This window comes from Streptomyces sp. NPDC101393, assembly GCF_044767385.1.
In the GTDB taxonomy this organism is placed as follows: domain Bacteria; phylum Actinomycetota; class Actinomycetes; order Streptomycetales; family Streptomycetaceae; genus Streptomyces.
In genome coordinates, this window is sequence record NZ_JBIWNU010000001.1 from 510,193 (window position 1) to 535,305 (window position 25,113).

General features: G+C 71.8%; 25 protein-coding genes. 17 read left to right on the forward strand and 8 right to left on the reverse strand.

Annotation, left to right across the window (positions count from 1 at the left end; all coding sequences use genetic code 11):
• Positions 1 to 64: 64 nt before the first annotated feature.
• The gene (locus ACIRQ7_RS02170; RefSeq protein ID WP_404259200.1) at positions 65 to 694 is read left to right on the forward strand and encodes a CGNR zinc finger domain-containing protein; all 630 of its coding nucleotides are present in this window, start codon (positions 65 to 67) and stop codon (positions 692 to 694) included.
• Here ACIRQ7_RS02170 and sodX read toward each other — a convergent pair.
• Complete coding sequence (sodX, locus tag ACIRQ7_RS02175; RefSeq protein WP_404260062.1) at positions 598 to 1,080, reverse strand: nickel-type superoxide dismutase maturation protease; 483 nt, start codon at positions 1,078 to 1,080, stop codon at positions 598 to 600. The two genes, ACIRQ7_RS02170 and sodX, sit on opposite strands and share 97 nt — an antisense overlap.
• 156 nt (positions 1,081 to 1,236) lie before the next feature.
• Between sodX and sodN the strand changes: the two genes are divergently transcribed.
• Complete coding sequence (sodN, locus tag ACIRQ7_RS02180; RefSeq protein WP_401462902.1) at positions 1,237 to 1,632, forward strand: superoxide dismutase, Ni; 396 nt, start codon at positions 1,237 to 1,239, stop codon at positions 1,630 to 1,632.
• Between the two features lie 191 nt (positions 1,633 to 1,823).
• Here the strand turns inward: sodN and ACIRQ7_RS02185 are convergent, their stop codons facing one another.
• Positions 1,824 to 2,783, reverse strand: a complete 960-nt coding sequence (locus tag ACIRQ7_RS02185; protein ID WP_401462900.1) for a LysR family transcriptional regulator — start codon at positions 2,781 to 2,783, stop codon at positions 1,824 to 1,826.
• A gap of 219 nt (positions 2,784 to 3,002) precedes the next feature.
• Between ACIRQ7_RS02185 and snpA the strand changes: the two genes are divergently transcribed.
• Positions 3,003 to 3,668, forward strand: a complete 666-nt coding sequence (gene snpA, locus ACIRQ7_RS02190) for a snapalysin (protein WP_404259202.1) — start codon at positions 3,003 to 3,005, stop codon at positions 3,666 to 3,668.
• 286 nt (positions 3,669 to 3,954) lie between these two features.
• Here snpA and ACIRQ7_RS02195 read toward each other — a convergent pair whose 3' ends face one another.
• Positions 3,955 to 4,506 carry a GNAT family N-acetyltransferase gene (locus tag ACIRQ7_RS02195; protein ID WP_404259203.1) on the reverse strand — a complete coding sequence of 184 codons (552 nt, stop codon included), beginning with the start codon at positions 4,504 to 4,506 and terminating at the stop codon, positions 3,955 to 3,957.
• Positions 4,507 to 4,948: 442 nt separating this feature from the next.
• Between ACIRQ7_RS02195 and ACIRQ7_RS02200 the strand changes: the two genes are divergently transcribed.
• Together ACIRQ7_RS02200 and ACIRQ7_RS02205 are read left to right on the forward strand one after the other, a co-directional pair.
• The gene (locus tag ACIRQ7_RS02200; RefSeq protein WP_404259204.1) at positions 4,949 to 5,695 is read left to right on the forward strand and encodes a FadR/GntR family transcriptional regulator; all 747 of its coding nucleotides are present in this window, start codon (positions 4,949 to 4,951) and stop codon (positions 5,693 to 5,695) included.
• Positions 5,688 to 6,971, forward strand: coding sequence for a CynX/NimT family MFS transporter (locus ACIRQ7_RS02205; RefSeq protein WP_404259206.1), 1,284 nt, complete (start codon positions 5,688 to 5,690; stop codon positions 6,969 to 6,971). The genes ACIRQ7_RS02200 and ACIRQ7_RS02205 overlap by 8 nt, the downstream gene beginning before the upstream one ends.
• A 51-nt stretch (positions 6,972 to 7,022) precedes the next feature.
• Here the strand turns inward: ACIRQ7_RS02205 and ACIRQ7_RS02210 are convergent, their stop codons facing one another.
• Entirely contained in the window at positions 7,023 to 8,108 is a 1,086-nt protein-coding gene (locus ACIRQ7_RS02210) for a magnesium and cobalt transport protein CorA (protein WP_404260064.1), read from the reverse strand.
• 246 nt (positions 8,109 to 8,354) lie between these two features.
• On the opposite strand from ACIRQ7_RS02210, the gene ACIRQ7_RS02215 reads away from it, so the two are divergent.
• From ACIRQ7_RS02215 to ACIRQ7_RS02225, 3 genes are all read left to right on the forward strand, one after another.
• Positions 8,355 to 10,724 (forward strand): heavy metal translocating P-type ATPase, encoded by a 2,370-nt coding sequence (locus ACIRQ7_RS02215; protein ID WP_404259208.1) that lies wholly within the window; start codon positions 8,355 to 8,357, stop codon positions 10,722 to 10,724.
• A 386-nt stretch (positions 10,725 to 11,110) separates the two neighbouring features.
• Positions 11,111 to 12,049: a beta-ketoacyl-ACP synthase III gene (locus ACIRQ7_RS02220; RefSeq protein ID WP_401462888.1), complete on the forward strand. Its 939-nt coding sequence runs from the start codon at positions 11,111 to 11,113 to the stop codon at positions 12,047 to 12,049.
• Positions 12,050 to 12,140: 91 nt separating this feature from the next.
• On the forward strand, positions 12,141 to 12,581 hold the full coding sequence (locus ACIRQ7_RS02225; RefSeq protein WP_404259210.1) for a VOC family protein: 441 nt from the start codon (positions 12,141 to 12,143) through the stop codon (positions 12,579 to 12,581).
• A 3-nt stretch (positions 12,582 to 12,584) separates the two neighbouring features.
• Here ACIRQ7_RS02225 and ACIRQ7_RS02230 read toward each other — a convergent pair whose 3' ends face one another.
• The 3 genes from ACIRQ7_RS02230 to ACIRQ7_RS02240 form a co-directional block, all read right to left on the reverse strand.
• Positions 12,585 to 12,818, reverse strand: coding sequence for a hypothetical protein (locus tag ACIRQ7_RS02230; RefSeq protein ID WP_401462883.1), 234 nt, complete (start codon positions 12,816 to 12,818; stop codon positions 12,585 to 12,587).
• Positions 12,819 to 12,907: 89 nt separating this feature from the next.
• The gene (locus tag ACIRQ7_RS02235; RefSeq protein WP_404259211.1) at positions 12,908 to 13,825 is read right to left on the reverse strand and encodes a glutaminase; all 918 of its coding nucleotides are present in this window, start codon (positions 13,823 to 13,825) and stop codon (positions 12,908 to 12,910) included.
• A 10-nt stretch (positions 13,826 to 13,835) separates the two neighbouring features.
• On the reverse strand, positions 13,836 to 14,636 hold the full coding sequence (locus ACIRQ7_RS02240; protein WP_404259213.1) for a helix-turn-helix domain-containing protein: 801 nt from the start codon (positions 14,634 to 14,636) through the stop codon (positions 13,836 to 13,838).
• A gap of 79 nt (positions 14,637 to 14,715) precedes the next feature.
• On the opposite strand from ACIRQ7_RS02240, the gene ACIRQ7_RS02245 reads away from it, so the two are divergent.
• The 6 genes from ACIRQ7_RS02245 to ACIRQ7_RS02270 all read left to right on the forward strand — a co-directional run bounded on the left by ACIRQ7_RS02245 (position 14,716) and on the right by ACIRQ7_RS02270 (position 21,664).
• Positions 14,716 to 14,949 carry a hypothetical protein gene (locus ACIRQ7_RS02245; protein ID WP_401462877.1) on the forward strand — a complete coding sequence of 78 codons (234 nt, stop codon included), beginning with the start codon at positions 14,716 to 14,718 and terminating at the stop codon, positions 14,947 to 14,949.
• Positions 14,950 to 15,128: 179 nt separating this feature from the next.
• Positions 15,129 to 15,719, forward strand: coding sequence for an N-acetylmuramoyl-L-alanine amidase (locus ACIRQ7_RS02250; protein ID WP_404259215.1), 591 nt, complete (start codon positions 15,129 to 15,131; stop codon positions 15,717 to 15,719).
• Between the two features lie 1,378 nt (positions 15,720 to 17,097).
• The gene (locus tag ACIRQ7_RS02255) at positions 17,098 to 17,676 is read left to right on the forward strand and encodes an XRE family transcriptional regulator (protein WP_404260066.1); all 579 of its coding nucleotides are present in this window, start codon (positions 17,098 to 17,100) and stop codon (positions 17,674 to 17,676) included.
• A 39-nt stretch (positions 17,677 to 17,715) separates the two neighbouring features.
• Positions 17,716 to 18,669, forward strand: coding sequence for a 1-aminocyclopropane-1-carboxylate deaminase/D-cysteine desulfhydrase (locus ACIRQ7_RS02260; protein ID WP_404259217.1), 954 nt, complete (start codon positions 17,716 to 17,718; stop codon positions 18,667 to 18,669).
• Positions 18,670 to 18,803: 134 nt separating this feature from the next.
• Positions 18,804 to 19,106, forward strand: coding sequence for a hypothetical protein (locus tag ACIRQ7_RS02265; protein ID WP_404259219.1), 303 nt, complete (start codon positions 18,804 to 18,806; stop codon positions 19,104 to 19,106).
• Positions 19,103 to 21,664: a bifunctional lysylphosphatidylglycerol flippase/synthetase MprF gene (locus ACIRQ7_RS02270; RefSeq protein ID WP_404259220.1), complete on the forward strand. Its 2,562-nt coding sequence runs from the start codon at positions 19,103 to 19,105 to the stop codon at positions 21,662 to 21,664. Before ACIRQ7_RS02265 ends, ACIRQ7_RS02270 begins: the two co-directional genes overlap by 4 nt.
• A 252-nt stretch (positions 21,665 to 21,916) precedes the next feature.
• Here ACIRQ7_RS02270 and ACIRQ7_RS02275 read toward each other — a convergent pair whose 3' ends face one another.
• Positions 21,917 to 23,518, reverse strand: coding sequence for a Na+/H+ antiporter (locus ACIRQ7_RS02275; protein ID WP_404259222.1), 1,602 nt, complete (start codon positions 23,516 to 23,518; stop codon positions 21,917 to 21,919).
• Between the two features lie 71 nt (positions 23,519 to 23,589).
• On the opposite strand from ACIRQ7_RS02275, the gene ACIRQ7_RS02280 reads away from it, so the two are divergent.
• From ACIRQ7_RS02280 to ACIRQ7_RS02290, 3 genes are all read left to right on the forward strand, one after another.
• The gene (locus ACIRQ7_RS02280) at positions 23,590 to 23,850 is read left to right on the forward strand and encodes a UBP-type zinc finger domain-containing protein (RefSeq protein WP_404259223.1); all 261 of its coding nucleotides are present in this window, start codon (positions 23,590 to 23,592) and stop codon (positions 23,848 to 23,850) included.
• 62 nt (positions 23,851 to 23,912) lie between these two features.
• Positions 23,913 to 24,401: a GNAT family N-acetyltransferase gene (locus ACIRQ7_RS02285; protein ID WP_401462863.1), complete on the forward strand. Its 489-nt coding sequence runs from the start codon at positions 23,913 to 23,915 to the stop codon at positions 24,399 to 24,401.
• A gap of 292 nt (positions 24,402 to 24,693) precedes the next feature.
• Positions 24,694 to 25,107, forward strand: a complete 414-nt coding sequence (locus ACIRQ7_RS02290) for an anti-sigma factor (protein WP_003985353.1) — start codon at positions 24,694 to 24,696, stop codon at positions 25,105 to 25,107.
• The last annotated feature ends 6 nt before the right edge of the window (positions 25,108 to 25,113 follow it).

Sequence of the window (25,113 nt, forward strand, 5' to 3'; positions counted from 1 at the left end):
CGTAGTGACAACGCCCATTACGAGCAGCACTCCGCACACTAGACCGCCCCGGTAAGGACTACAAGTGGAACTGGCCTATTACTCGGACTATGCCGTGCGGCTGGTCAACACCGAGCAGCCCGAGCGCGGCGGCGACACCCTCACCTCGGTCGAGGCCGTACGCGACCTCTTCGGCGTCGCCCAGCAGGCCGCCCGGCGCGCGACCGACAGCGACGTGACCCGGCTGCGCACCGTCCGCGCCCGACTGCGTGCCGTCTTCGAGGCCGCCGACACCGGCGACGAGGTGCTGGCCGTCGACCTCCTCAACGCCCTGATGATGGAATTCCCGGTCAGCCCGCAGATCTCCGGACACGAATTCCGCGACGACGACGGCCGGCCCAAATGGCATCTGCACATCGCCGACCACGCCGCCAACGCCACCGCCGGCTACACCGCGACCGCCTGTATGGGCCTGGCCTTCCACCTCACCGACCTGGGCGTCGACCGGCTCGGCATCTGCGAGGCCCACCCCTGCCGCAACGCCTACCTCGACACCTCGACCAACCGCTCCCGGCGCTACTGCTCCGACCGCTGCGCCACCCGCGCCAACGTGGCCGCCTACCGCGCCCGCAAGCGCCTGGAGAGCGAACGGTCCGGCCGCACCGGCCGCACCGCCGAGAGCGCCCAGGAGAGCGCGGCACGCGGCGAGCGCTGAATCCCGCGCGGCGGCCGCACCCGCGCCCAGGCGCGGGCGACCACCAGCTCGTCGGGCACCGTCCCGAACTCCCGGCTGTCGTTCTCCACGTAGGGGTTGTCCCCCCGCACCCACCAGCCGCCGTCCCGGCGCTCCACGGCCCGCTTGACGATCAGCAGGTCCTGCCGGAACGGGTGCCGCAGCACCACCACGTCACCGGGCCGCACCACCGCCCCGTACTGGACCACCAGCTGGTCACCCGGCTGCAGCGTCGGCACCATCGACGGGTTGTAGACCTCCGCGAGGCCGAAAGCACGCAGCAGCCCGCCGCGCTCACCGCCCGGTCCGGCGGCATCCTCCTGCTCCGGCTCCCGCTCCGGTCCCCGCTCGTGCACCCGCTCCGGCATCCGTACCTCCCGGTCCAGCCCGCTCACCGGTCCATCCTCCATCAGTCCCGCCCCGGCACTGGACTTTTGCCCTAAGACCCCCGGGCCACCCGAGAAAAGCCTTCCCCTACCGAGTAATCTCGCACCTGAGAAGACGATCACGAGGAAGGACTGAACATGCTTTCCCGCCTGTTCGCCCCCAAGGTCAAGGTCAGCGCTCACTGCGACCTGCCCTGCGGCGTGTACGACCCCGCCCAGGCCCGTATCGAGGCCGAGTCGGTCAAGGCCGTCCAGGAGAAGTACCAGGGCAACGAGGATGCGGACTTCCGCACCCGCGCCGTCCTGATCAAGGAGCAGCGCGCCGAGCTGGCCAAGCACCACGTCTCGGTGCTCTGGAGCGACTACTTCAAGCCCCCGCACTTCGAGAAGTACCCGGAGCTGCACCAGCTGATCAACGACACCCTCAAGGCGCTCAGCGCCGCCAAGGGTTCGAACGACCCCGCCACGGGCCAGAAGGCGCTGGACCACATCGCCCAGATCGACAAGATCTTCTGGGAGACCAAGAAGGCCTGATCTTGGGCTGGGCGTCCCGACCTGCACCTTCGCAGGTCGCTTCGCCCACCTGACCGCACCCGGTCCGCAGGCCGCCGAAGACGGCGGCACTGACGGACCGGGTGCGGTCTTCTTGTGGCGTGCACCCGGCACCGGTCAGGTGTCCGTCAGGCGTCGTCAGGTCTGCTGGGAACGGCCGGTCGTCCGTGCGCCTACGTGGCCACCGTGAGGGGGCCGTCGTGCCGGATCAGCCAGGCCCGGTAGGCCTCGCAGGACCAGGCGATCTCCATGTAGGAGGAGGTCAGGTCGGCGAAGAGGGCGTCGGCGGGGGCGGCCGGGGCGCTGTCGGGGCGGCAGGCCATGAAGAGGCGGACGGCCAGCGGGTCGCCGTGCAGCGGGCGGATGGCCATGCCGTGCCGCGGGCGGGCGGTGGGCTGGCAGGGGGTGACCACCTCGCCGGCCGTCACGAGGTCCACAGCGGTGAGGTAATCGCCGTGCACCACACGGGGGTTGATGCCGGCCGCGGTCCAGATGCGGCGCAGGCCCGCCCATTCGCCGTCCACGGTCGGGTCGACCATCCACTGGTCGTCGGCGAGGTCCTCGACATGGACGACCTCGCGCGAGGTGGCGGGATGGGTGTCCGAGAGGGCGATGAACTGCGGTTCCCGGGCGATCAGCTCATGTTCGACGAGGACATCGGGGACCCGCAGCGGGGCGCCCTCGACCTCGTGCACGAAGGCGACGTCGAGCTGCCCCATGGCGACCATCTTGAGCAGGGCGTTGGCGGACACATCGGTCCGTATCGTCGTATCCGTATCGGGCAGGCGTACGCGCAGCCGGCGCAGCCAGCCGGCGACCGCGCGGCTGTTGGTGCTGCCGATGCGCAGCCGCGCGCCCTGTTCGCGTACGGATACCGAGGCGATCTCCTCGACGAGTGCCCGCATTTCGGCCACTATGGGGCGGGCCCGGCAGAGCACGGAGTGGCCCAGCGGCGTCGGACGGCTGCCGGTCGGCTCGCGGAAGAACAGCTGGCCGCCCAAGGCTTTCTCGATGCGGTGGAGTTGCGTCGTCAAGGAAGGCTGGGTCATCCCCAACTGCCGGGCCGCCTTGCGTACGCTGCCGGAGTCGGCGATGGCGCACAATGCGCGAAGATGCCTTACTTCTAGCTCCACATCGGGAGCATAACGACGTCGGCATACGTCACACCAGACTCTCAAACCTGCCCTAACTCTCTTTTTTCACAGGGGTATTGCCTGGCGCTATCGCCACCTGGCATCTCCGCCCCACGGGTGAACTCCGTCCAGACTCGGCGGCACCAAGAAATCCGCAGGGCCCCGGTCGCCGCCCCACACGGCGACCGTACGGCCCTCGGAAATTAAAGGAGCCCCCACATGAGATCTCCCAAGACGGCGCTGTCGGCAGCGCTCGGACTGGGCCTCGTCGCCGCACTCGCAGCAGCGGCGCCGGTTTCGGCAGCTTCCTCCTCCCCCACCCACACCTCCCACAGCACGCCGGCTTCGATCGCCGCGTACACCGGGTCGGCCGCAGAGAAGGCCGACACGAAGGCGTTCTTCGAGGCCGTGATGAAGTCGGCCAAGGCCAAGATGAAGGCGCACCCCGACGCGGCTTCGGTCACCGTCACCTACGACGCGAGCGCCGCGCCCACGTTCGCCAACCAGATATCGCAGAGCGCGTCCATCTGGAACAGCGCCGTGCAGAACGTCAAGCTGCAGGAAGGCAGCGGCGGCGACTTCCAGTACCGCGAGGGCGACGACCCGCGCGGTTCGTACGCCAGCACCGACGGCCACGGCCAGGGCTACGTCTTCCTGGACTACGCGCAGAACCAGGAGTACAACTCCACCCGCGTGACCGCGCACGAGACCGGCCACGTGCTGGGCCTGCCGGACCACTACGAGGGCCCCTGCAGCGAGCTGATGTCCGGCGGCGGCCCCGGCACCTCGTGCCAGAACACCCAGCCGGACGCCAACGAGAGCGCCAAGGTGGACCAGCTCTGGGCGAACGGCCTGGCGGGCATCCGCTTCGGCAAGGCTGCCTGACCCACGAAGCACGCATCACCAAGCACCACGGCACGGGTACGCAGCACGATGAAGTACCACGACGCGCGGGCGAAGGCCCTCGGCGCGCCCCGACCGAGCTGACGGTGGCCGGGGTACGCCGACGGTCCGTGACCGACGAGAGCCGATACCTGGCGGCCGGCCCTCGTACCCCCACCGGTTGCACGTCCGTCGCGTTCGCACCAGCGGTGGGGCTCACTTCGAGCCCCACCGCTGGTGCGTGTCAGACCCGACCGTTCAGGGCCGGGCAGCAGGCGGCGCCGCCCGATCAGGTCAACGCCCGGCTCCACGCCTGCCGTTCACGGCTCCCGGGCGGCGCGGCAGCGGGCTCCGGCCAGCCGGCCGGCCGCCAGCCCCAGGAGCGGAACGCGGCGTGCGCCGGTTCGTTCCCGGGCGCGAGGAAGACGATCGCCTGTGCGGCATTGCTGCGGATCAGCAGCGTCTCCTGGAGGCGGGTGGCCACCCGGGTGCGCCGGTATGCCGGCAGCACCATCAGCTCCGCGATGAGGAACAGCCGCCCCGCCGCGGCGTGTTCACGCAGTGCGGCCGGGGCCTCGCCGGGCAGCGCCCGGCACCATTCGCCCTCGCGGTCGGCGGGATAGCCGTAACAGCAGCCGGCCAGTGCCGGGTCGCTGCCGATGACCATCTCGAAGCCGGGCCGCTGGATGTCGTACCCGGCGAACCGCCGCAGGAACGCCTCCCGTTCGGGGTCGCCGCCGGCGGGCGGCCCGTCATGGGCCGCGACATACAGATCGGCGACGGACTCCCGCTGGGTCTCCGCCTGCCACCTGGTCAGCCGCCTCAGGAACACCTCGGCCATGGGCCCTCCCCCTCCGCCGGTGCCACCGGCTGCCCGCACGGGCGCATCCCGCACCGGTCGTGCGGGAACCCGTGGCGGAGATATCCGGCAGCTTACGCGGACGACCGGTCGTCGGGCCCTGCCCCTGCTCGGCTCCGGCCCTGCCCCGGCACAACTCCGGCCCCTCCCTCGGCTGGGCTCCGGAGCGCCGCGCAGGCCCGCACCCGCGCACGCCGCACCCGGCCCGACGCCCCGGGAGGCGCGAACCCGCCGCCCGGCCCGCACCCGCCCCCCGGGCCGATGACCTGCGTCGATGACCTGATGCACGGTGTTGCCCGCGGGCCCGCGCCACCCCTTCGGGCCGGCTTCGCGCGTTTGACAGGGCGAAACATGGGATGTTCCCATCACCGGTGGAATAGAACACCAGAGCCGACGGCCGAAGGCCACGAGGGAGGACGGCGTCATGCCGCTGCGCAACACCGCCCGCACCAGCCTGGTGGACCTGGTGATCGAGCAGATGGAAACGCTGATCACCGACGGCGAGTGGGAGGTCGGGACCAAGATCCCCGCCGAACCCGTGCTCGTCGAGCAGCTCGACGTCGGCCGGAACACCGTGCGTGAGGCGGTCCGGGCACTGGTGCACACGGGCATGCTGGAGCCGCGCCAGGGCGACGGGACCTACGTCCGCGCCAGCAGCGACTTCGGCGCCGCCGTGCAGCGCAGACTCCGGCGGGCCGAGAACATCGAGGCCTACGAGGTCCGTGCCTGCCTGGAGCGCGATGCCGCGCGCTACGCCGCCCTCCGCCGTACCGACGCCGACCTCGCCGCGCTGCGCGATGCACTGGCCGAGCGCGGCCGGGCCTGGGACAGCGGCGAGGTGACCGCGTTCATCGACGCGGACATGCGCTTCCACCGCGCCGTGGCCGCCGCCGCGCACAACAGCGTGCTGGCCGAGCTCTACGGGCACCTCAGCGACGCGCTGCGCGGGACGCTGGAGGCCGTGGTCCCCACGCAGCTGCCCGACGCGGTACGCCACCAGTTCGACGCGCACACCGCGATCGTCGACGCCATCGAGGCCCGGGACGCGGAGGCCGCCGAACGGGCGGCGCTGACGCACCTCACCGAGGCCATGAACGCACTGCGCGAACCGGACACCGAGGGCAACGCCCCGCGGACCGGGCGCACTTCAGGAGAGAACGACCATGCGTGACGAAGCACCGGCAACGGCCACCCAGGAGGCGGTGGACGGGACGGCGGACGGGGCGATAGCCGTGGAGGCCGCCGCCGCGCCCGCGCCGTTCGGCGTCACCGGCCGGCGCGCCCTCCACCTCGGTATCGGTGTCGTGCTGCTGGCGCTGAACCTGCGCCCCGCGCTGGTCGCCGTCTCGCCGCTGGCCGCCACCATCCGTGACGACAGCGGGATGTCGGCCGCCGCCACCAGCATGCTGACCGCGCTGCCACTGCTCTGCTTCGGGCTGCTGGCGCCGATCGCGCCGCGGCTGGGCCGGCGGTTCGGGATGGAGCGGTCGCTGCTGGGCACCATGGCGCTGATCGGTGCGGGCACCGCGCTGCGGCTGCTGGACTCGGTGGTGGCGCTGTTCGCCGGAACGATCGTGATCGGCGCCGGGATCGCCGTCGCCAACGTGCTGCTCCCCGGTCTGATCAAGCGGGACTTCCCGGCCCGGTCCGGGCTGATGACCGGCCTGTATTCCATGTCGCTGTTCGGCGGCGCCGCGCTCGCGGCCGGCATCACGGTGCCGGTGCAGCAGGCGGCGGGCCTGAACTGGCAGACCACGCTGGCCTGTTGGGGCTCGCTCGCGATCATCGCACTGGTCTTCTGGCTGCCGCAGACCCGCACCCGCACCCGGGTTCCGGCGGACGTGGCACGCCAGGCGGCACACCCCGTCCGCGGCCTGTGGCGCGATCCGCTGGCCTGGCAGGTCACCGCCTTCATGGGCCTGCAGTCGCTGAGTTACTACGCGGCCGCCGCCTGGCTGCCGACGATGCTCAAGGACGCCGGGATGAGTGCGGGCGACGCCGGCTGGATGCTCTCCTTCTCCTCGCTGCTGGGCATCGCGGGCTCGTTCCTCTCCCCCGTCATCGTCGGCCGCCGGCTGCGCGCCGGGGTGCTGGCCGGTATCGGCGCGGTGCTGTGCGCGGTCGGCTTCGCCGGCATGCTCGCGGCCCCGGTCGGCGGCGCGTACGTCTGGATGACCCTGCTGGGGCTGGGCCAGGGCGCGGCGATCAGCCTGGCCCTGCTGTTCATCGTCCAGCGTGCGCCGGACGCCCGGCACACCGCGCAGCTCTCCAGCATGGCCCAGTGCTTCGGCTACATCCTGGCGGCCACCGGACCGGCCGTCCTGGGCGCGGTCCACGACGCCTGCGGCAGCTGGACCGTCCCGCTGGCCGTCCTCCTGGTGCTGCTGATCCCGCAGATCGCGGTGGGCTGGTGCGCGGCCCGTCCCCGGCATGTGGCGGGCCGGTAGCGCGGGCTTCCCGGCGGGCGGCTCCGGCCTCGGTCGCGGTCGCGGCTTCGGCTAAAGCCAGCCGTTCCGCTTGAAGCCGCGGTGGATCACCCAGCACAGGCCCAACGTCAGCCCCATCACCAGCGGATAGCCGAACGTCCAGTGCTTCTCCGGCATATAGGTGAAGTTCATGCCGTAGATGCCGCAGACCATGGTCGGTACGGCCAGGATTGCGACCCAGGCACTGATCCGCCGCATGTCCTCGTTCTGGGCCACGGTGACCTGGGCGAGATGCGCCTGGAGTATCGAATTGAGCAGTTCGTCGAAGCCGGTGATCTGCTCCGAGACATGCTCCAGGTGGTCGGCGACATCCCGGAAGTACGTTTTGATCTGCGGCTCGACCTGCGCCATCGGCTGGGAGGCGAGCGACTGGAGCGGGCGGTCCAACGGGGCCACCGCGCGCTTGAGTTCGAGCAGTTCGCGCTTGAGCTGGTAGATCCGGCCGGCCCCGCCGCCGCCCCGTATGGAGAACACCTCGCTCTCGACCTCGTCGATGTCGTCCTGGACGGCGGCCGCCACGTCCAGGTAGTCGTCCACGACGTGGTCGGCGATGGCGTGCAGCACGGCGGACGGGCCGTGCGCCAACTGCTCGGGCACGTCCTCCAGTTGCTCACGGAGCGGGCCCAGCGAACCATGGCCGCCGTGCCGCACCGTGATCACGAAGTCGGTGCCGGTGAAGACCATGATCTCGCCGGTGTCCACCACTTCACTGGTCTCGGTGAGCTGGTCGTGCTCGACGTAGCGGACCGTCTTGAAGACGGTGAACAGCGAGTCGTCGTAGTTTTCGAGCTTGGGGCGCTGGTGAGCGTGGACGGCATCCTCGACGGCGAGCGGGTGGAGCCCGAAAAGCTCGACAATTCCGGCGAATTCCTTCTCGGACGGCTCATGCAGCCCGATCCACACAAAACCGTTCCCGGTCTCCCGCACCTTGCGGATCGCCACACCGGCCGGGTGGTCGCCGCTCTGCCGTACGCCGGACACATACACGGCGCAGTTCACGACGGCGGTTCCGAGCGGCGAGCGCGCGGGGTGGCTGAGGTCGACTCCTTGGGTGCGCGGCTGCGGCAGCCGGACGGCCTTGCGGAGATTGCTGATCACTGACACCGGCCCAGTATGGCGTGCGACCCCCGGCGAGGGGTATGGAGGAGGCCCGGTTTCTCCCCGGAGGGCGGCCCCCGCACGGCCGCGGGGCGGGCGAGCGTGCCCGGGGGCCGCAGGGCGGAGCGGGCACAGCTCCCGGGGGAGGGTGGGGAGTGCGGGCGGTGACGGAATACCCTAGGGGGGTATAGTGTTGCGTCAGTGGGCACCACCGCACCTCCACCCGCAGCCCACCGAGGAGCAGCCATGAGCACCGCGATCGGAGACACCGCAGGCGGCACGGCCGGGGACGCGTCCGGAGCGCGCACCCTCCAGGTCGAGCTGGAGATCGGCGGCATGACCTGCGCCTCGTGTGCGGCCCGCGTCGAGAAGAAGCTCAACCGCATGGAGGGCGTCACCGCCACCGTCAACTACGCCACCGAAAAGGCGAAGGTGACGGTCGCCGAGGACAGCGGGACCGACACCGCCGCCCTGATCGCCACGGTCGAGAAGACCGGCTACAGTGCGGCGCTCCCCGAACCGCCCGCCGCACCGGCCCCACCGGATGTGCCGGACACGGCGGACGGCGGGCGCGGTGCGGACGGCGGGACCGGCCCGGCCGCCGACGCGCTCGGCCCGCTCCGGCAGCGGCTGCTGATCTCCCTCGCCCTGTCCGTCCCGGTGGTCCTGATGGCGATGGTGCCCGCGCTGCAGTTCACCAACTGGCAGTGGCTCTCGCTGACGCTCGCCGCCCCGGTGGTCGCGTACGGCGCCTGGCCGTTCCACCGGGCGGCGTGGACGAACCTGCGGCACGGCGCCGCCACGATGGACACCCTCATCTCGATGGGCACCCTCGCGGCGCTCGGCTGGTCGCTGTGGGCGCTGTTCTTCGGCACCGCGGGCATGCCCGGGATGACGCACCCCTTCGAGCTGACCATCGCGCGCACCGACGGCAGCGGCGCCATCTATCTGGAGGCCGCGGCCGGCGTCACGACCTTCATCCTGGCCGGCCGCTACTTCGAGGCACGCGCGAAGCGGAAGGCGGGGGCGGCGCTGCGGGCCCTGCTGGAGCTGGGCGCCAAGGACGTCGCCGTACTGCGGGACGGGCGTGAGGTCCGCATCCCGACCGCGGAGCTGGCGGTCGGCGACCGGTTCGTCGTGCGGCCGGGAGAGAAGATCGCCACCGACGGGCAGGTACGCGAGGGCTCCTCCGCCGTGGACGCCTCGATGCTCACCGGCGAATCCGTCCCCGTCGAGGTCGGCCCCGGCGACACCGTCACCGGCGCCACCGTCAACGCCGGCGGCCGGCTCGTCGTCGAGGCCACCCGGATCGGCGGCGACACCCAACTCGCCCGGATGGCGCGGATGGTGGAGGACGCCCAGAACGGCAAGGCGGCGGCGCAGCGGCTCGCGGACCGGATCTCCGCGGTCTTCGTGCCGGTCGTCATCGTGCTGGCCCTGGGCACCCTCGGCTACTGGCTCGGCACCGGCGAAGGCGCCGTGGCGGCCTTCACCGCAGCGGTCGCGGTACTGATCATCGCCTGCCCCTGCGCGCTGGGCCTGGCGACGCCGACGGCGCTGATGGTCGGCACCGGGCGCGGCGCCCAGCTGGGCATCCTCCTCAAGGGCCCCGAGGTCCTGGAGTCCACCCGCAGGGTCGACACCATCGTCCTGGACAAGACCGGCACGGTCACCACCGGAGTGATGACGCTGACCGGCGTGCACGTCGCCAACGGCGTGCGGCGCGAGGAGGCGCTGCGGCTGGCCGGTGCCCTGGAGCACTCCTCCGAGCACCCCATCGCCCGCGCCATCGCCGACGCCGCCCAGGCCGCCGAACCGACCGGGGCGCTGCCGGTCCCGGAGGACTTCGCGAACGTTCCCGGCCTCGGCGTCCAGGGCGTCGTCGACGGGCACGCCGTCCTGGTCGGCCGGGAGCGGCTGCTGGCGGAGCGGAGCGGGCAGCTGCCGCCCGAGCTGGTGGCCGCCAAGGCGGAGGCCGAGGCCGCGGGACGGACCGCGGTCGCCGTCGGCTGGGACGGCGCGACCCGCGCGCTGCTGGTCGTCTCCGATGCGGTGAAGCCGACCAGCGCCGAGGCGGTCCGCCGGCTCCGCGCCCTGGGCCTCACCCCCGTGCTCCTGACCGGTGACAACGCCGCCGTCGCCCGGTCCGTCGCCACCGAGGTCGGCATCGACGACGTCATCGCCGACGTCCTCCCCGAGGAGAAGGTCGCCGCCGTCCAGCGCCTCCAGGCGCAGGGCCGCAAGGTCGCCATGGTCGGGGACGGCGTCAACGACGCGGCCGCCCTCGCCACGGCCGACCTCGGACTCGCCATGGGCACCGGCACCGACGCCGCCATCGAGGCCGGTGACCTCACCCTCGTACGCGGCGACCTCCGTGCCGCGGCCGACGCGATCCGCCTCGCCCGCGCCACCCTCGGGACGATCAAGGGGAATCTGTTCTGGGCCTTCGGCTACAACATCGCCGCACTGCCGCTGGCAGCCGCCGGGCTCCTCAACCCGATGATCGCCGGCGCCGCGATGGCCTTCTCGTCGGTCTTCGTCGTCGGCAACAGCCTGCGGCTGCGCCGCTTCCGGGCACTGGCGACGGGGCCGGACGCGTCGGACGGGCGCCCCTGATCAGCCGCTGGTCCGCCCGGGTCGGGGGCGCGTCCCGGAAGCCGGTGTTCCCGGGACGCGCCCCCGGGCGGAGCAATACCGGCGGGCGTCGGTGGCCCTGCCGTTGGATCGGGGCCGACTGCTGCCCCCTGCTCGGCGCCCGGACCGGCGGCGGGGTGCGCGGCCGGTCCGGGCGCCGACCGCGTTCCCGGGGCCCGCGGCGGCCCGGTTCGCGCCCTCTCGTACCCCGTACGTCCCATACACGGTGCGAGAGCCCGCCGGGCACCGCGTGGCGGTCGGATGTCTCCAGATCTGGCGGCGGAAGATTGGCACTTTGCGCAACGGGGTGTCGTCACCCAGGGGTGACACTGGTCGAGTACCGTCCGCCCACGCACAAGGGGGAACTCATGACGGGGTCACGCGTCCTGGCTCTCGGCCATTACCAGCCCTCCGACGTGCTCACGAACGACGATCTGGCGAAGATCGTCGAAACCGACGACGCCTGGATCCGCAGCCGGGTCGGCATCCGCACCCGCCATGTGGCGGCGCCGGACGAGACCGTGGACGCGATGGCGGCCGCCGCCGCGGCCAAGGCCCTCGCCACCAGCGGCCTCGCCCCGGAAGACATCGACCTGGTGCTGGTCGCGACCTGCACGGCCACCGACCGCAGCCCCAACATGGCTGCCCGGGTCGCCGCCCGGCTCGGTCTGCCCGCGCCCGCCGCGATGGACATCAACGTCGTCTGCTCCGGCTTCACCCACGCGCTGGCCACCGCAGATCACGCCATCCGCGCCGGATCGGCGAAGAACGCGCTGGTCATCGGGTCGGAGAAGTTCACCGACATGGTCGACTGGACGGACCGTACGACCTGCGTCCTGGTCGGCGACGGTGCGGGCGCCGCGGTCGTCACCGCCTCCGAGGAGCCGCAGATCGGCCCGGTGCTGTGGGGTTCGGTCCCGCAGATGGGCAGCGCGGTGCGCATCGAGGGCGAGCCGGGACGGTTCTCCCAGGAGGGCCAGTCCGTCTACCGCTGGGCGACGACCCAGCTGCCGGCCATCGCCCGCCAGGTGTGCGAACGGTCCGGCCTGACGCCCGAGGACCTGGCGGGTGTGGTGCTGCACCAGGCGAACCTCCGGATCATCGAACCGGTCGCCGAGCGGATCGGCGCGGTCAACGCGGTGATCGCCCGGGACGTCGTCGAGTCCGGGAACACCTCCGCCGCCTCGGTCCCGCTCGCGCTGTCCAAGCTGGTCGAGCGCCGCGAGATCGCCTCCGGCGCCCCGGTCCTGCTGTTCGCCTTCGGCGGCAACCTCTCCTACGCGGGCCAGATCATCCGCTGTCCGTGAGGCGGCGTCGCGGTGCTCCGTCCGGCGGCGGCCGCCCCGCGTGTCCGATTCGTTCAAGACCGCGGCCGGCGCCGCTGCCTACTCTCGCCGTATGAGTACTTCACCCGCCACGCACGCCACACCGTCCGCGCCGCGCTTCGCGGCCATCGGCATGACCGTCGCCGACATGGCCGCCTCGCTGGCCTTCTACCGCCGCCTCGGCCTGGACGTGCCCGCCGAAGCGGACACCGCCCCGCACGCCGACGCACCGCTCCCGGGCGGTCTGCGGCTGATGTGGGACACCCACGAAACCGCCCGCGCCATCGACCCGGACTGGACACCCCCGCAGGCGGGCGCCCCGACGGGGCTGGCCTTCGCCTGCGACGGACCGGCCGGGGTCGACAAGGTCTACGCGGAGCTGACCGCCGCCGGCTACAAGGGCGAGAAGGCACCCTGGGACGCGTTCTGGGGCCAGCGCTACGCCGTGGTCCAGGACCCGGACGGCCACGGCGTGGACCTCTTCGCCCCGCTGCCCCAGCAGGAGACCGCGTAGCGGTCAGCCGCCGTCCTGAGGGTGCTCACGCAGGTACATCGCGCCGCAGGAGTGGCAGAACGGCTCCCCCGCGGGTGTGCCCCAGGCTTCGGCCGACTGGGTGGCGGAGGCCGGGGCCAGTGCCCGTCCGCACATCGCCGTGGTCCCGTCCAGCCGGACCATGTGCCAGATCTTGACCGGCGTGTCCTCGTGCGGCAGGACGCCTTCTTCGTACTCGGCGCGCATCTCGTGCTCCATGGCGGTGCACCTCCTACCGCCACGATGCGCCAGCCGGCCGGCGCCCACAACGGCACGGGGCCGGCACCTGCGCCGCCGGCCCCGGCTGCTCAGAACACCGACCAGCCGGTCAGCGTCGTGAAGTGGTCCAGCGCCGCCGCACCCGCGACGGAGTTGCCGCGGGTGTCCAGACCGGGGCTCCAGACACACAGCGTGCACCGCCCGGGGACCACCGCGATGATCCCGCCGCCGACGCCGCTCTTGGCCGGCAGTCCGACGCGGTAGGCGAACTCACCGGCCGCGTCGTACGTGCCGCAGGTCAGCATCACGGCGTTGATCCGCTTCGCCTCGCGGGCCCCCAGCAGCCGGGTGCCGTCTGCGCGCAGGCCGTGCCGGGCCAGGAAGCCGCCCGCCGTGGCGAGGTCCCGGCAGCTCATCTCGATCGAGCACTGCCAGAAGTAGTGCTCGATGACGCTGGGGACCGGGTTCTCCAGGTTGCCGAAGGACGCCATGAAATGGGCGAGCGCGGCATTGCGGGAGCCGTGGTCGGCCTCGGAGCCGGCCACCGCCTGGTCGAAGGCGAGGTCCTGGTTGCCGCTCTCCTCGCGCAGGAAGTGCAGCAGCGTCGTACTGGCGTCGCCGGTGAGGGTCTGCAGCCGGTCGGTGACGACGAGCGCGCCCGCGTTGATGAACGGGTTGCGCGGGATGCCGGCCTCCCACTCCAGCTGGACCAGCGAGTTGAAGGGCGTACCGGACGGCTCCCGCCCGACCCGCTTCCAGATGTCGTCCCCGTCCTGGGAACCGGCCATCACCAGCGCGAGCGAGAAGGTCTTCGAGATGGACTGGACGGAGAACGGCGTCTCCCAGTCGCCGACGCCGTAGACGTCGCCGTTGATGTCGGCCACCGCGATCCCGAACCGGTCGGCGGCCACCCGCTCCAGCGCCGGAATGTAGTCGGCGACCTGTCCTTGACCCGTGAACGGCCGGGCGAAGGCCGCTACCTCCTCGATGACGGCCTGGTAGTCCATGCCGGACACGCTAACCCGGCCGCAGGAGCACTCCCATCGGAGCCCCCGCGAGCGACTTCACCTCCCGCGCGAGGTGGGCCTGGTCCGCGTATCCGGCGCGCGCCGCGACCATGGCGTACGGCATCCCGGTGCGCGCCAGATCGAGCGCGCGGACGAGCCGGAGCACCCGGGCGAGGGTCTTGGGTCCGTAGCCGAAGACGTCCAGACTGTGCCGGTGCAGCCGGCGTTCGCCCATGCCGGCGAGGCGGGCGACCTCGGCGACGGGGCAGCCGCCGGCGAGTGCCGCGGCGATGGCGGCGGTGCGGACGTCCGTGCCGCCCGCCGCGCGCAGCCGGGCGAGCGCGACCTGCTCCAGGACCCGGCCCGGCGCACCGGCGGCCGCGGCCCGCTCGGTCAGCTCCCGCACCTCCCCCTCGGGCCACAGGTCCGTCAACGGGACCCGCAGATTGCGCAGCTCATGGGCCGGTACGCCGAAAACGGCAGGGCCCTGGCCCGGGGCGAAGCGCAGCCCGACGGTGGGGGCTCCTCCCGTGCCGTCGGCGCCGTGGGAGAGGGGGCCGGGCGGGATGTCGTCGGGGAAGTGCGGGCCGGTGTCGGGCCCGGCGACCAGCAGCCGGCCCTGGTGCCAGATGAGGTCCGTGCAGCCGTCGGGCAGCACCGGCCGCGACGGGGGGCGGGGCGCGTTGGTCCACAGCACCGCGCCGGCCGGCCGGGCCGGCCGCTCGCGGTAGACCGGCGCGCGCGAGGCGGCCACCCCGCCCGCTGCGTCCGTTGCGCCGTGCGGCTCACCCGTCTCGCGCTCCTCGCTCACGTACTCCAGCCTGGCACGGGAACCCCACGGCCGTCCGGGCCGTTGATCCTTTACGACACCGACCTTCACGGAGGCAGCAATGTCAGGGTTTCTCGACCGCGCCAAGGAGCAGGCTCAGAGCGCGCTCAATCAGGGGAAGCAGAAGGTCGACGACGTCCAGCAGCAGCGGGCGGGCAACGACCTGCTGAAGAAGCTGGGCGCGGCCTACTACGCCGAGCGCCGCGGCACGGGTTCACCCGAGGCGACCCAGGGTGCGCTCAATGCCCTGGAAGCGCATGTCAATGTCCACGGCGACGGCTTCCTGCACTCGTGACACGCGTGAGCGGATAGCCACCTGCCGGGCGGGTGCATGCGGCCGGAACCGCTCGCACAGCCACCGAACACCTGGTCCGTTTTATTCGGTTCCGCTCCCCCGTCGCCGGCCTGTCCCGTAGAAGCGAGACAGGAGGCGGTGCGCGCTCGGCGGCCGCCGAGCACCGATCGGAGTCGGCCATGTCCGCACCCCTGTCCGCCGACCGGTTCCTCGCCGCCCTGAAGGCCGAGGGCCTGCGGGTCACCGAGGTCGGCGACTGGCGCACGCACCACCGCAACGACAAGGGGCCCTGGGGACCGGTCCACGGCGTGCTGATCCACCACACCGCCACCTCCGGCTCCGCGCGTACGGTCCAGGTCTGTTACGACGGCCACGAGGACCTTCCCGGCCCGCTGTGCCACGGCGTGATCACCAAGGACGGCACGGTCCATCTGGTCGGCGGCGGCCGCGCCAACCACGCCGGTCTCGGCGACGGCGACGTCCTGCGCGCCGTGATCGCCGAGAAGCGGCTGCCGCCGGACACCCAGGCGGACACCGACGGCAACCGCGCCTTCTACGGCTTCGAATGCGAGAACCTCGGCGACGGCAAGGACCCGTGGCCCGAGGCGCAGCTGGCGGCCATGGAGAAGGCGGCGGCCGCGCTGTGCCGCGCGCACGGCTGGAGCGCCCGCTCGGTGATCGGCCACCTGGAGTGGCAGCCGGGCAAGGTCGACCCCCGCGGCTTCGCCATGGACGACCTCCGCGAACGGGTCGGGGACCGCTTGAAGTGAGCCGCGGCCCGCCGCCGGAAGGCCGGGCCGCGCCCCCGCGCGGGGCGGCTCACGGGCGGGGAGCCGACAATGAACGAGTGCACCACCCCGCAGCCCCCGCCGGCCCCGCAGCCCTCGCCCCCCGGCTCCCCTCCCCCCTCCAGGAGGTCGAGGACGAGCCGTTCACGCGCGCCGGTGTGCGGCTGGGGCCTTACGCTCCTCCGGCGAATCGGGCGGGCACATGCCCTGCCCGTTGTAGTGCCCGATTGGCCCCCTGTTCTTAGAGGCTCGCCCCATGGGAGCTGCCTGAAGACTCACAGTGCCGTCCGCCACCAGCCATACGGCCCCGGCCACGATGCGGGCCGCCTGGAGGAGTGCGGAGAGCTGGGCCGAGTTGGACGGTGGCCTTCTCGCGCCCAGGGTCGGCGGCGGCAAACGGGCGGTAGGCCGCCCGGACGGGACCGGCCGAAGGCCGCACGCCCGACCGGAGTGGCTGGACCGCCCGGCGCGCCGCAGGCGCGCCCTTGAGGAAGTGAAGAAGGTTTACACCGATCGGTCCGGGCCTGCTCACCGCTCACGACTCGACGGCGGCGCCTGCTGAGCGGTCGGGGTCGCGTGGTTGGGCAGCGGACGGCCCTGCGGCTTTGTCTCCCAGCCACTGGTGCGGCGTCAAGAACCAACCGGTGACGGCTCACTCACGCCGACTGCCGCGCGGATCGCCTTCGCCACCTCTTCGACGTGTTCTGCACGGAGCATGCCCAGATCCACATAGGACTTTCCCGAGTGGGTGACCACGGGCCGTACACCCCTGCCGACGGCCCGTGGAAAGCCGAGAGCGAACAGAGCCTCCCGCATTGCTGTGGCGGCGTCATCAGCCCGCTTGTGGCCGTCTCGCCATGTCTGCATGTCCATCACTCTCGCCCCCTGGGCTTCCGGTGCTTGGGGTGAGCGGCCAGCTCCACATTGCAGTCGGATACAGCGGAGTGGTCCCCTCTCGCCCGAGCTTCCCTGCGCTGCTTGACCAACGCGTCGCAGACATCACACCCTTCGGCGGGTTCGGGAGGGCTCGCAGGGATCATCACGTGTACGGGCCCTTGCATCGTTGTCTGGCGTTTCATGTGCCCGATAGTGGATCGCCCTTGCGGACGAATCCGCCCCGTGACGAGGACAGTTGGGCCGTTCCAGGCGTACGGTCGAAACGGCCCAAACGTCTGAGGGGGAAGTCTTGAACGTCGCCTTACGATCAGCTATGGCAGATGCCGGTCTATCGCCCCGGAAGCTAGCGGCCCGGGTGGGAGTGACCAGTAAGACCGTGGAGCGGTGGTTGGCTGACGCCGGACTGGTACCGCACGGAACCAATCGTGAGGACGCCTGTCGAGCGTTGGGAGTTGAAGAAGAAATGTTGTGGCCCCGAGCAGTGAAGGACCGCCTCAAGACCGGCAATGACCGTGAGCTGGTCCGCTCGTATCCCTACCGGTCCGCCTGCCCGTCCACCGTGTGGACTGAGCTCGTCGAGAACAGCGGCGAGGAACTGTTTCTCGCCGGGTATACGAATTACTTCTTCTGGAGCCAGGTGCCCCGGTTCGCCGAGACCCTACGCCGCAAGGCGGAGTCCGGCTGTCGGGTCCGGATTCTTCTGGGCGACCCCTCTGGAGAGGTGACCGCGCAGCGAGAGGCGATCGAAGATGTGGCCTTGAGCGTGTCCACCCGGATTCGGATCACTCTGGATCACCTGGGTCGAATGGGTGCCCTTCCCGGGCTGGAGACGCGTTACAGCAGCGCTGAGGACGCCGTGAATCACGTGTCACTGTCCGTGTTCCGGTTCGACAGCGACGCGCTGGTGACGCCCCACCTGGCGCGGCTTGTCGGCCATGACTCACCACTGCTGCACCTGCGCCGCCAAGGGGCGGGGGGCATGTTCGACCGGTTCGCGGAGCACTCCGAGGAGTTGTGGAGCCGCGCCGTACCCGTGGGCTGACTCTGCGGCCTTCCCAAGGACAGCGGCCACAATGGACGGGTGAACCACCCCGTAGATCTCGCCGCCGCCCTCCGGCCCCGCCCTCCCTCCCCTCTCCAGGAGATCGAGGATGAGCGGTTCGCCCGCCGGGGCGTGCGCCTGCTGCTGAAGCGGGATGACCTCATTCACACCACGCTGCCTGGGGACACAGCTGCACTTGGACCAGTGGAGCTGTACCCTCCGGGCAACAAGTGGCGCAAGCTGGCGCCCAATCTGCGGGCCGCCGCGGCGGACGGCGAGCGGGCCCTGCTGACGTTCGGCGGCGCGTACTCCAACCATCTGCGCGCGACCGCGGCGGCCGGCCGGCTGCTCGGCTTCGCGACCATCGGCGTGGTGCGCGGCGACGAGCTGGCGGGCGCGCCGCTCAACGCGTCGCTGGCCCGCTGCGCGGCCGACGGGATGCGGCTGCACTTCGTCGACCGCGGCAGCTACCGCCGCAAGACCGACCCGGACCTGCTCGCCGCGCTCCACGACCGCTTCGGCGACTTCCGCGTCATACCGGAGGGCGGTAGCAACTCCCTTGCCGCACAGGGCTGTATGGAGCTGGGCCGGGAGCTGCGCGGGGCGGCGGACACCGTGGCGGTGGCCTGTGGGACGGGCGGCACGCTGGCCGGTCTGGCGGCCGGGCTCGGACCGGGGCAGCGGGCCGTCGGCTTCCCCGTGCTCAAGGGCGGCAGCCCGCATTTCCTCCAGCGGACGGTCGAGGAGTTGCAGGCCGCCGCGTTCGGCGGGCGGCGCGGCGAGTGGCGGCTGGAGGACCGCTTCCACGGCGGCGGATACGCCCGGCGCACGCCGGAGACGGACGCGTTCGCGGACGCCTTCGAGGAGCGGCACGGGCTGCCGCTGGAGCGGGTCTACGTGGCGAAGATGCTGTTCGGGCTGACCACGCTGGTGCGCGAGGGCGCCTTCATCCCGGGCAGCACCGTCGCGGCCGTGATCACCGGCGCCCCCTGACGCCGGCCGCGGGCTCCCGACGCCCCCCCCCGGGCCCCGGACCGCCTCACCCGTCCGGCCCCGCCCGGCGTGTACCGGCCCGCGCGGCCTGATGAGGTCGTCAAGAGCCCGTACCGCACCGGAGGAGGGAACGCATGCCGCCCTCCTTTCCGGACAACGGGACCGTGCCCGGCGGGGACGAGGCGGCGTTCGCCGCGGTCACCCCGCAGGACGTGCCCGCGCGCGGGACGTTCGCCCGCCCCGCAGGTGTCTTCGTCGTCGGCACCGGCGACCACACCTACGGGCCGCGGGGCCGCAGCACCTACGGGGCGGCGAAGCGGGCCGGTATGGGCGTCCTGCCCGTCCCGCTTCCCGGCGGCCACAGCCGGCAGGTCCGGCGCGCCGGCCTGGTGACCCCACTCCCCCATCTCGCACGGCAGACGGGACTCATCCCGTGACGGCATCCGCGCCCGCCCCGGCCCCGGAGCCCGACGAGGAGGCCGGGGCCCCGCACTTCCTCAGCCCAGAGCGCGGCCTCGGGCGGCTGCTGCACGCCGTCGGTCCGGTCCTCGCGCCGGCCCGCCGGGCCTGGCTGACCCTGACGCTGCTGGTGGCCCTGTGGGTCGTCGGCGCGGCCACCGGCAGCCTTACCGGCGGCCCGTCCGACGCGCTGCTGCGCCGGATCGGGGTCGGCGTCCCGGCCCTGTCCGACGGCCACTGGTGGTCACCGCTCAGCTCCCTCGGCTGGGCATCCGGCCTCGGCGGCTACCTCGGCACCACGCTCGTCCTCCTCCTGTTGCTGGCCCCGGCCGAACAACGCATGGGCGCGGCGCGGTCGGCCGCCGTCCTGGTCGGCGGCCAGATCCTGGGCACCCTGCTGGGCACCGGCCTCATCGCGCTGGGCTCGGAGGCCCGCGAGACCTGGCTGCACAACCTCTCCGACCTCGACACGACGGCCCCCAGCACCGGCATCCTCGCGGTCGCCGCCGTCCTGAGCTACGAGCTGACCGCGCTGTGGCGGCGCCGCGTCCGGCTGCTGATCACCGTCGTCCCCCTGGTTCTCGCCCTCTACGTGGGACACGCCCAGCAGGTGATGCACGTCGGCGGGGTCCTCGTCGGCTTCGCCCTGGGTGCCGTCCTCCACCGCGGGACCCGGCATCTGCGGGCCCGCCGCTCCTCCAATACGGAGGGCCGGGTGCTGGTGGCGCTCGCCGTCGCGGCCTTCGCGATCGGGCCCGCCCTGGCGGCGCTCTACAAGGACGCGCTGGGCCCGTTCGCGCTGATCTCGAACCTGATCTTCTCCAGCGGGCCCGACAAGGAGACGATCGACCTCTACTGCGCGTCCTCCGCCCAGGAGTGCCACCTGGTGCACGCGATGCGGGACTTCTACCACTCCCCCGCGCTCCTGATGGGGGCGATGGTCTCGGCGCTGCTGCTGGTCCTGGCCGAGGGGCTGCGCCGCGGCCTGCGCGCCGCGTGGCGGATCACCATCGTCGTCCTGGCCGTCTGGCTCGCGCTGATGGCCTTCCTCGCCGTCGATGTCTCCACCGACCCCGACCAGTACAGCGTCCAGCCGTCCGATGTCACCCCCACCATCCAGGCCCTCGTGGAACAGATGGCACTGGTGGTGCTGGTGCTGCTCCTGATGGTGCTCACCCGCGTCCTGTTCGCGCTCCGGCTCCCGGGACGGGCCGTGCGCTCTCTCGCGGCGGTCGTGCTGGGAACCCTGCTGCTGGCCTGCGCCGCCTACCTCGGCATCGGCATGGCCGTACGCGACCAGTACGAACCCACGGTGACCTTCCCGGACCTGCTGGCCAATCTGCCCGCGGCGTTCCTGCCGCCCGACTACGACGGCCTGTTCTGGAACACCCCGGTGCCCGTGGGCGGCACCGCCCTGGCCCTCTACGAATACGTCGGCCTGTGCTTCTGGGTGATCACCCTCGTCGCGCTGTTCCTCACCTTCCGGCGGCCACGGGTCCGCCAGGAGGACAGGGCGGCGCACCGCGCCCGCCAACTCCTGACCGCCCACGGCGGCTCGACCCTCTCCTACCTGACGACCTGGCCGGGCAACCACTACTGGTTCGACGACACCGGTTCGGCCGCCGTCGCCTACCGCGTGCACTCCACCGTGGCGCTCACCACCGGCGACCCGTTCGGCGACCCGGCAGCCCGCGGCGACGCCGTCGACGGCTTCGCCCGCTACTGCGACCTGCACGGCTGGACCCCGGCCTTCTACAGCGTCACCGCCGCGGTCAAGTCCCGCGCTGACGCGTTGGGTTGGAAGGCCGTCCAGGTCGCGGAGGACACCGTCGTCCCGCTGGCCGGGCTCGCCTTCACCGGGAAGAAGTGGCAGGACGTCCGCACCGCCCTGAACAAGGCCAAGAAGCAGGGCATCACCGCCGAGTGGTGCACCTTCCCCGACGCCCCGCTCGCCCTGCGCGACCAGATCCGCTCCATCTCGGAGGAGTGGGTCTCCGACAAGGGCCTGCCCGAAATGGGCTTCACCCTGGGCGGCCTGGACGAACTGGACGATCCCCATGTGCGCTGCCTGCTCGCCGTCGACAAGGACCGCACCGTGCACGGCATCACCAGCTGGATGCCGACGTACCTAAACGGCGAACCCGTCGGCTGGACCCTGGACTTCATGCGCCGCCGGGCGGACGGCTTCCGCGGCTCCATGGAATTCCTGATCGCCTCGGCCGCCCTGGGCTTCCAGGAGGAAGGGGCCGCGTTCCTGAGCCTGTCCGGCGCCCCCCTCGCCCGCAAGGACACCGCCGACCCTCCGATCCCCCTCCAAAGGCTCCTCGACTACGCAGGCAAGGCGCTCGAACCCGTCTACGGCTTCCGCTCACTGCTCAACTTCAAGGCGAAGTTCCAGCCGGAGTACCACCCGATGTACCTGGTCTACCCGGACTCGGCCGCCCTCCCGAACATCACCCGCGCGATCGGCAAGGCCTACCTGCCGCACATGTCCCCCGCCCAGGGGCTGCGCCTGGCCCGCCGGCTGTCCTCGTGACGATGGCCTGAGGATCGGGGAGTGCGCACCGCCCGCGCCCCTGGGCTCCGCGCATGCCGAGGCAGAACGGGGACGGCCTCCCCTCTTCGCGGGCACCCGCCCCGCCGGGCCGAACAGTGGGCCGCCACGGTCCCGTCCTGCTCCGCCGCCCCACCTGACCCCACGCACACCGCAAGGGCCCCCGCAGCGACAGGTGCCGATTCCGGGGCGACTCCCGACGCCCCGACGCCCTGACGTCCGTCCTGACGTCCGCTAGGACGCCCCCTCCCGGTACGCCGCCGCCTCCTCCAGGTCCAACCGCCGCAGCAGTGTCCGCAACATCTCGTCATCGATCCGCCGCGCGTCCCGCAGGTCCACGAACACCCGCCGCTCCGCATCGATCATTTCCCGCGCGAGCCGCCGGTAGGTCTCATCGGCCGACTCCCCCGTCGCCTCGTTGACCGACCCGAGCCGCTCCCACACCGAGTTGCGCCGCCGCTCCATCACGGTGCGCAGCCGGTCCGACAACGGCCCCGGAAGCTGGTTGCGGCTGTCCTCCATCAGCTCGTCCAACCGCGCCTCCGCCGCCCGCGACGCCTCGTTCTGCGCCTCCGCCTCCGCGAGCGTCTCCGCCTGCACGTCCCGGGGCGGCAGCTTCAGCGCCCGGATCAGCGGCGGCAGCGTCAGCCCCTGGATGACCAGGGTGGCGATGACCGTGGTGAACGTCAGGAAGAGCACCAGGTTGCGGGCCGGGAAGTCCCCGCCTCCGTGCACCGCGACCGGAATGGAGAAGGCGATGGCGAGCGACACCACACCCCGCATCCCGGCCCACCCCACGACCACCGGCGCCGTCCACGTCGTATCGGTCTCGCGCGCCCGGACCCGGGCCGACAGGAGACGCGGCAGATAGGTGGCGGGAAAGACCCACACGAACCGCGCCACGACCACCACGACGAAGACCACCGCCGCGTACCAGAGCGCCTGCGCCCCGCTGAACTCCCCCAGCCCGCGCAGCACCACCGGAAGCTGCAGCCCGATCAGCGCGAAGACCGCCGACTCCAGCACGAAGGAGACCACCTTCCAGACGGCGTCCTCCTGGAGCCGCGTCTCGAAATCGACCTGCCAGGAGCGGTGCCCCAGATAGAGGCCGACCACGACGACGGCCAGCACCCCGGAGGCCCCGACCTGCTCGGCCGCCGCGTACGCCACGAAGGGAATGAGCAGCGAGAGGGTGTTCTCCAGGAGCGCCGACTCCCGCAGCCGGCGGCGCAGCCAGTGCAGCGGCACCATCAGCAGCACACCGATCCCGACACCGCCCACGGACGCGACGGCGAACTCCCGGATACCGCCGCCCCAGGTGGCACCGACCCCTACGGCCGCGCCCAGTGCCACCTTGTAGGCGGTGATGGCGGTGGCGTCGTTGACCAGCGATTCGCCCTGCAGGATCGTCGTGATCCTGTTCGGCAGCCCGAGCTTGCGGGCGATGGCGGTGGCCGCGACGGCGTCCGGCGGCGCCACGACCGCGCCCAGCACGAGCGCCGCGGTCAGCGGCAGGTCCGGGATGACGAGGTAGGCGGCGTAACCGACGGCGAGGGTCGCGAACAGCACGTACCCGACGGACAGCAGCGCCACCGGCCGCAGATTGGCCCGCAGATCCAGGTAGGAGCTCTCCAGCGCCGCGGTGTGCAGCAGCGGGGGCAGCAGCAGCGGCAGCACGATGTGCGGGTCGAGGGTGTAGTCCGGGATGCCCGGGATGTACGCCGCACCGATCCCGGCCGCGACCAGCAGCAGCGGCGCCGGCACGGGCGTACGCCGGGCCAGTCCGGCGACCGCCGCACTCCCCGCGACCAGCAACAGCAGCGGCATCACATCCATCGGAACCGTCCCGTCCCCGCGCTCCACGTCCTGGGCGTCACCGTCCGCCCCGGCGATCTAACCTGGCCATCATGAGCGAGTGCACGCATGTTCCCGAACTGCCGCGCGCCGAACCGGACGCGCTGAGCGCCACCTGCCTGGAGTGCCTGGCCGCCGGCAGCCATCCCGTACAACTGCGACTGTGCCTGGTCTGCGGGCATGTGGGGTGTTGCGACTCCTCCCCGTTCCGGCACGCGACCGCCCACCACGAGGAGACCGGTCATCCGGTGATGCGGTCGTTCGAACCGGGTGCCACCTGGCGCTGGTGCTTCGTGGACCAGCAATTGGTCTGAGCCGGCGGCCGGCACCCGCCACCGGTGCGAGCCGCCTCGCGGCTCCCCTTTAGCCTGGCCGCATGATCCGCGAAGCAACCCCCTCCGACGTCCCCGTGATCCTCGCCATGATCGGCGAGCTGGCCGCCTACGAACGCGCCTCCGAGTCCGCGCAGGCCACCGAGCCGCAGCTCAAGGAAGCCCTTTTCGGTGACCACCCGGCGGTCTTCGCGCTGATCGCCGAGCAGGACGGCGCACCCGTGGGCTTCGCCCTGTGGTTCCGGAACTTCTCGACCTGGACGGGCACACACGGTATCTATCTGGAGGACCTGTACGTCCGGCCCGAGGCACGCGGCGGCGGTCACGGCAAGGCGCTGCTGACGGCCCTCGCGGAGATCTGCGTGGCCCGCGGGTACGAGCGTTTCGAGTGGTCAGTCCTGGATTGGAACGAACCGTCCATCGGTTTTTACCGATCGATCGGCGCCGCGCCCATGGACGAATGGACCGTCTTCCGGCTCACTGGAGAGGCGCTGCACAACCTTGCGGGCCCGTCAGGCGTCAACGGAGCGTAATCGGCATCGATTTGATGGTGCAGACCCCTAGCCACTGTGCGTACCCGTAGCCTTACAATCAGTGACAACGACGCTGCCGGGTGACCGCGCACCGGATCGGCGTCCGGACGGCGGCCGTGCTCCGTCCGGGCGACACCGGCGCACAGATCGCGATAGCGTCGCAGCCGAACCATGTGCTGCGCCGGATCGTTCTCCTTTCACCCGACGGGAGAAGCCGACCGGCGCGGGTGTCGCGAACAGCTCGATATCCAGCATTCCAGCTCAACCAGCTTGTGCCACCTTGGAGGTGAGGGTGTCCCAGATCGCAGGCGAGCCCGGGACTCAGGACTTCGTGGAAGTCCGTCTGCCCGCTGCGGGTGCCTACCTGTCCGTGCTGCGTACGGCCACGGCCGGACTCGCAGCCCGTTTGGACTTCACCCTCGACGAGATCGAGGATCTGCGCATCGCGGTCGACGAAGCCTGCGCGATCCTGCTGCAACAGGCCGTCCCCGGCAGTGTGCTGAGCTGCGTCTTCCGCCTCATCGATGACGCACTGCAGGTGACCGTGTCGGCTCCGACCACCGACGGTCGCGCCCCTGAGCGCGACACCTTCGCCTGGACGGTGCTCTCCGCACTGGCCGGCAAGGTCGATTCCACCGTCGCCGAGGACCGCACGGTCACCATCAGTCTGTACAAGGAGCGCGGCGCCGGTCCCGGACCGTCATGACCGAAC

Excerpts from the sequence above, each read along its gene's own strand:
- ACIRQ7_RS02285 (WP_401462863.1), top strand. The coding sequence starts at position 23,913 with ATGATCCGCGAAGCAACCCCCTCCGACGTCCCCGTGATCCTCGCCATG.
- ACIRQ7_RS02265 (WP_404259219.1), top strand. The coding sequence starts at position 18,804 with ATGCCGCCCTCCTTTCCGGACAACGGGACCGTGCCCGGCGGGGACGAG.
- ACIRQ7_RS02230 (WP_401462883.1), bottom strand. The coding sequence starts at position 12,818 with ATGGAGCACGAGATGCGCGCCGAGTACGAAGAAGGCGTCCTGCCGCAC.
- ACIRQ7_RS02220 (WP_401462888.1), top strand. The coding sequence starts at position 11,111 with ATGACGGGGTCACGCGTCCTGGCTCTCGGCCATTACCAGCCCTCCGAC.
- sodX (WP_404260062.1), bottom strand. The coding sequence starts at position 1,080 with ATGCCGGAGCGGGTGCACGAGCGGGGACCGGAGCGGGAGCCGGAGCAG.
- ACIRQ7_RS02225 (WP_404259210.1), top strand. The coding sequence starts at position 12,141 with ATGAGTACTTCACCCGCCACGCACGCCACACCGTCCGCGCCGCGCTTC.
- ACIRQ7_RS02255 (WP_404260066.1), top strand. The coding sequence starts at position 17,098 with ATGTTGTGGCCCCGAGCAGTGAAGGACCGCCTCAAGACCGGCAATGAC.
- ACIRQ7_RS02215 (WP_404259208.1), top strand. The coding sequence starts at position 8,355 with ATGAGCACCGCGATCGGAGACACCGCAGGCGGCACGGCCGGGGACGCG.
- ACIRQ7_RS02275 (WP_404259222.1), bottom strand. The coding sequence starts at position 23,518 with ATGGATGTGATGCCGCTGCTGTTGCTGGTCGCGGGGAGTGCGGCGGTC.
- ACIRQ7_RS02250 (WP_404259215.1), top strand. The coding sequence starts at position 15,129 with ATGTCCGCACCCCTGTCCGCCGACCGGTTCCTCGCCGCCCTGAAGGCC.
- ACIRQ7_RS02195 (WP_404259203.1), bottom strand. The coding sequence starts at position 4,506 with ATGGCCGAGGTGTTCCTGAGGCGGCTGACCAGGTGGCAGGCGGAGACC.
- ACIRQ7_RS02200 (WP_404259204.1), top strand. The coding sequence starts at position 4,949 with ATGCCGCTGCGCAACACCGCCCGCACCAGCCTGGTGGACCTGGTGATC.
- ACIRQ7_RS02235 (WP_404259211.1), bottom strand. The coding sequence starts at position 13,825 with ATGGACTACCAGGCCGTCATCGAGGAGGTAGCGGCCTTCGCCCGGCCG.
- ACIRQ7_RS02280 (WP_404259223.1), top strand. The coding sequence starts at position 23,590 with ATGAGCGAGTGCACGCATGTTCCCGAACTGCCGCGCGCCGAACCGGAC.
- ACIRQ7_RS02245 (WP_401462877.1), top strand. The coding sequence starts at position 14,716 with ATGTCAGGGTTTCTCGACCGCGCCAAGGAGCAGGCTCAGAGCGCGCTC.
- snpA (WP_404259202.1), top strand. The coding sequence starts at position 3,003 with ATGAGATCTCCCAAGACGGCGCTGTCGGCAGCGCTCGGACTGGGCCTC.
- ACIRQ7_RS02205 (WP_404259206.1), top strand. The coding sequence starts at position 5,688 with ATGCGTGACGAAGCACCGGCAACGGCCACCCAGGAGGCGGTGGACGGG.
- sodN (WP_401462902.1), top strand. The coding sequence starts at position 1,237 with ATGCTTTCCCGCCTGTTCGCCCCCAAGGTCAAGGTCAGCGCTCACTGC.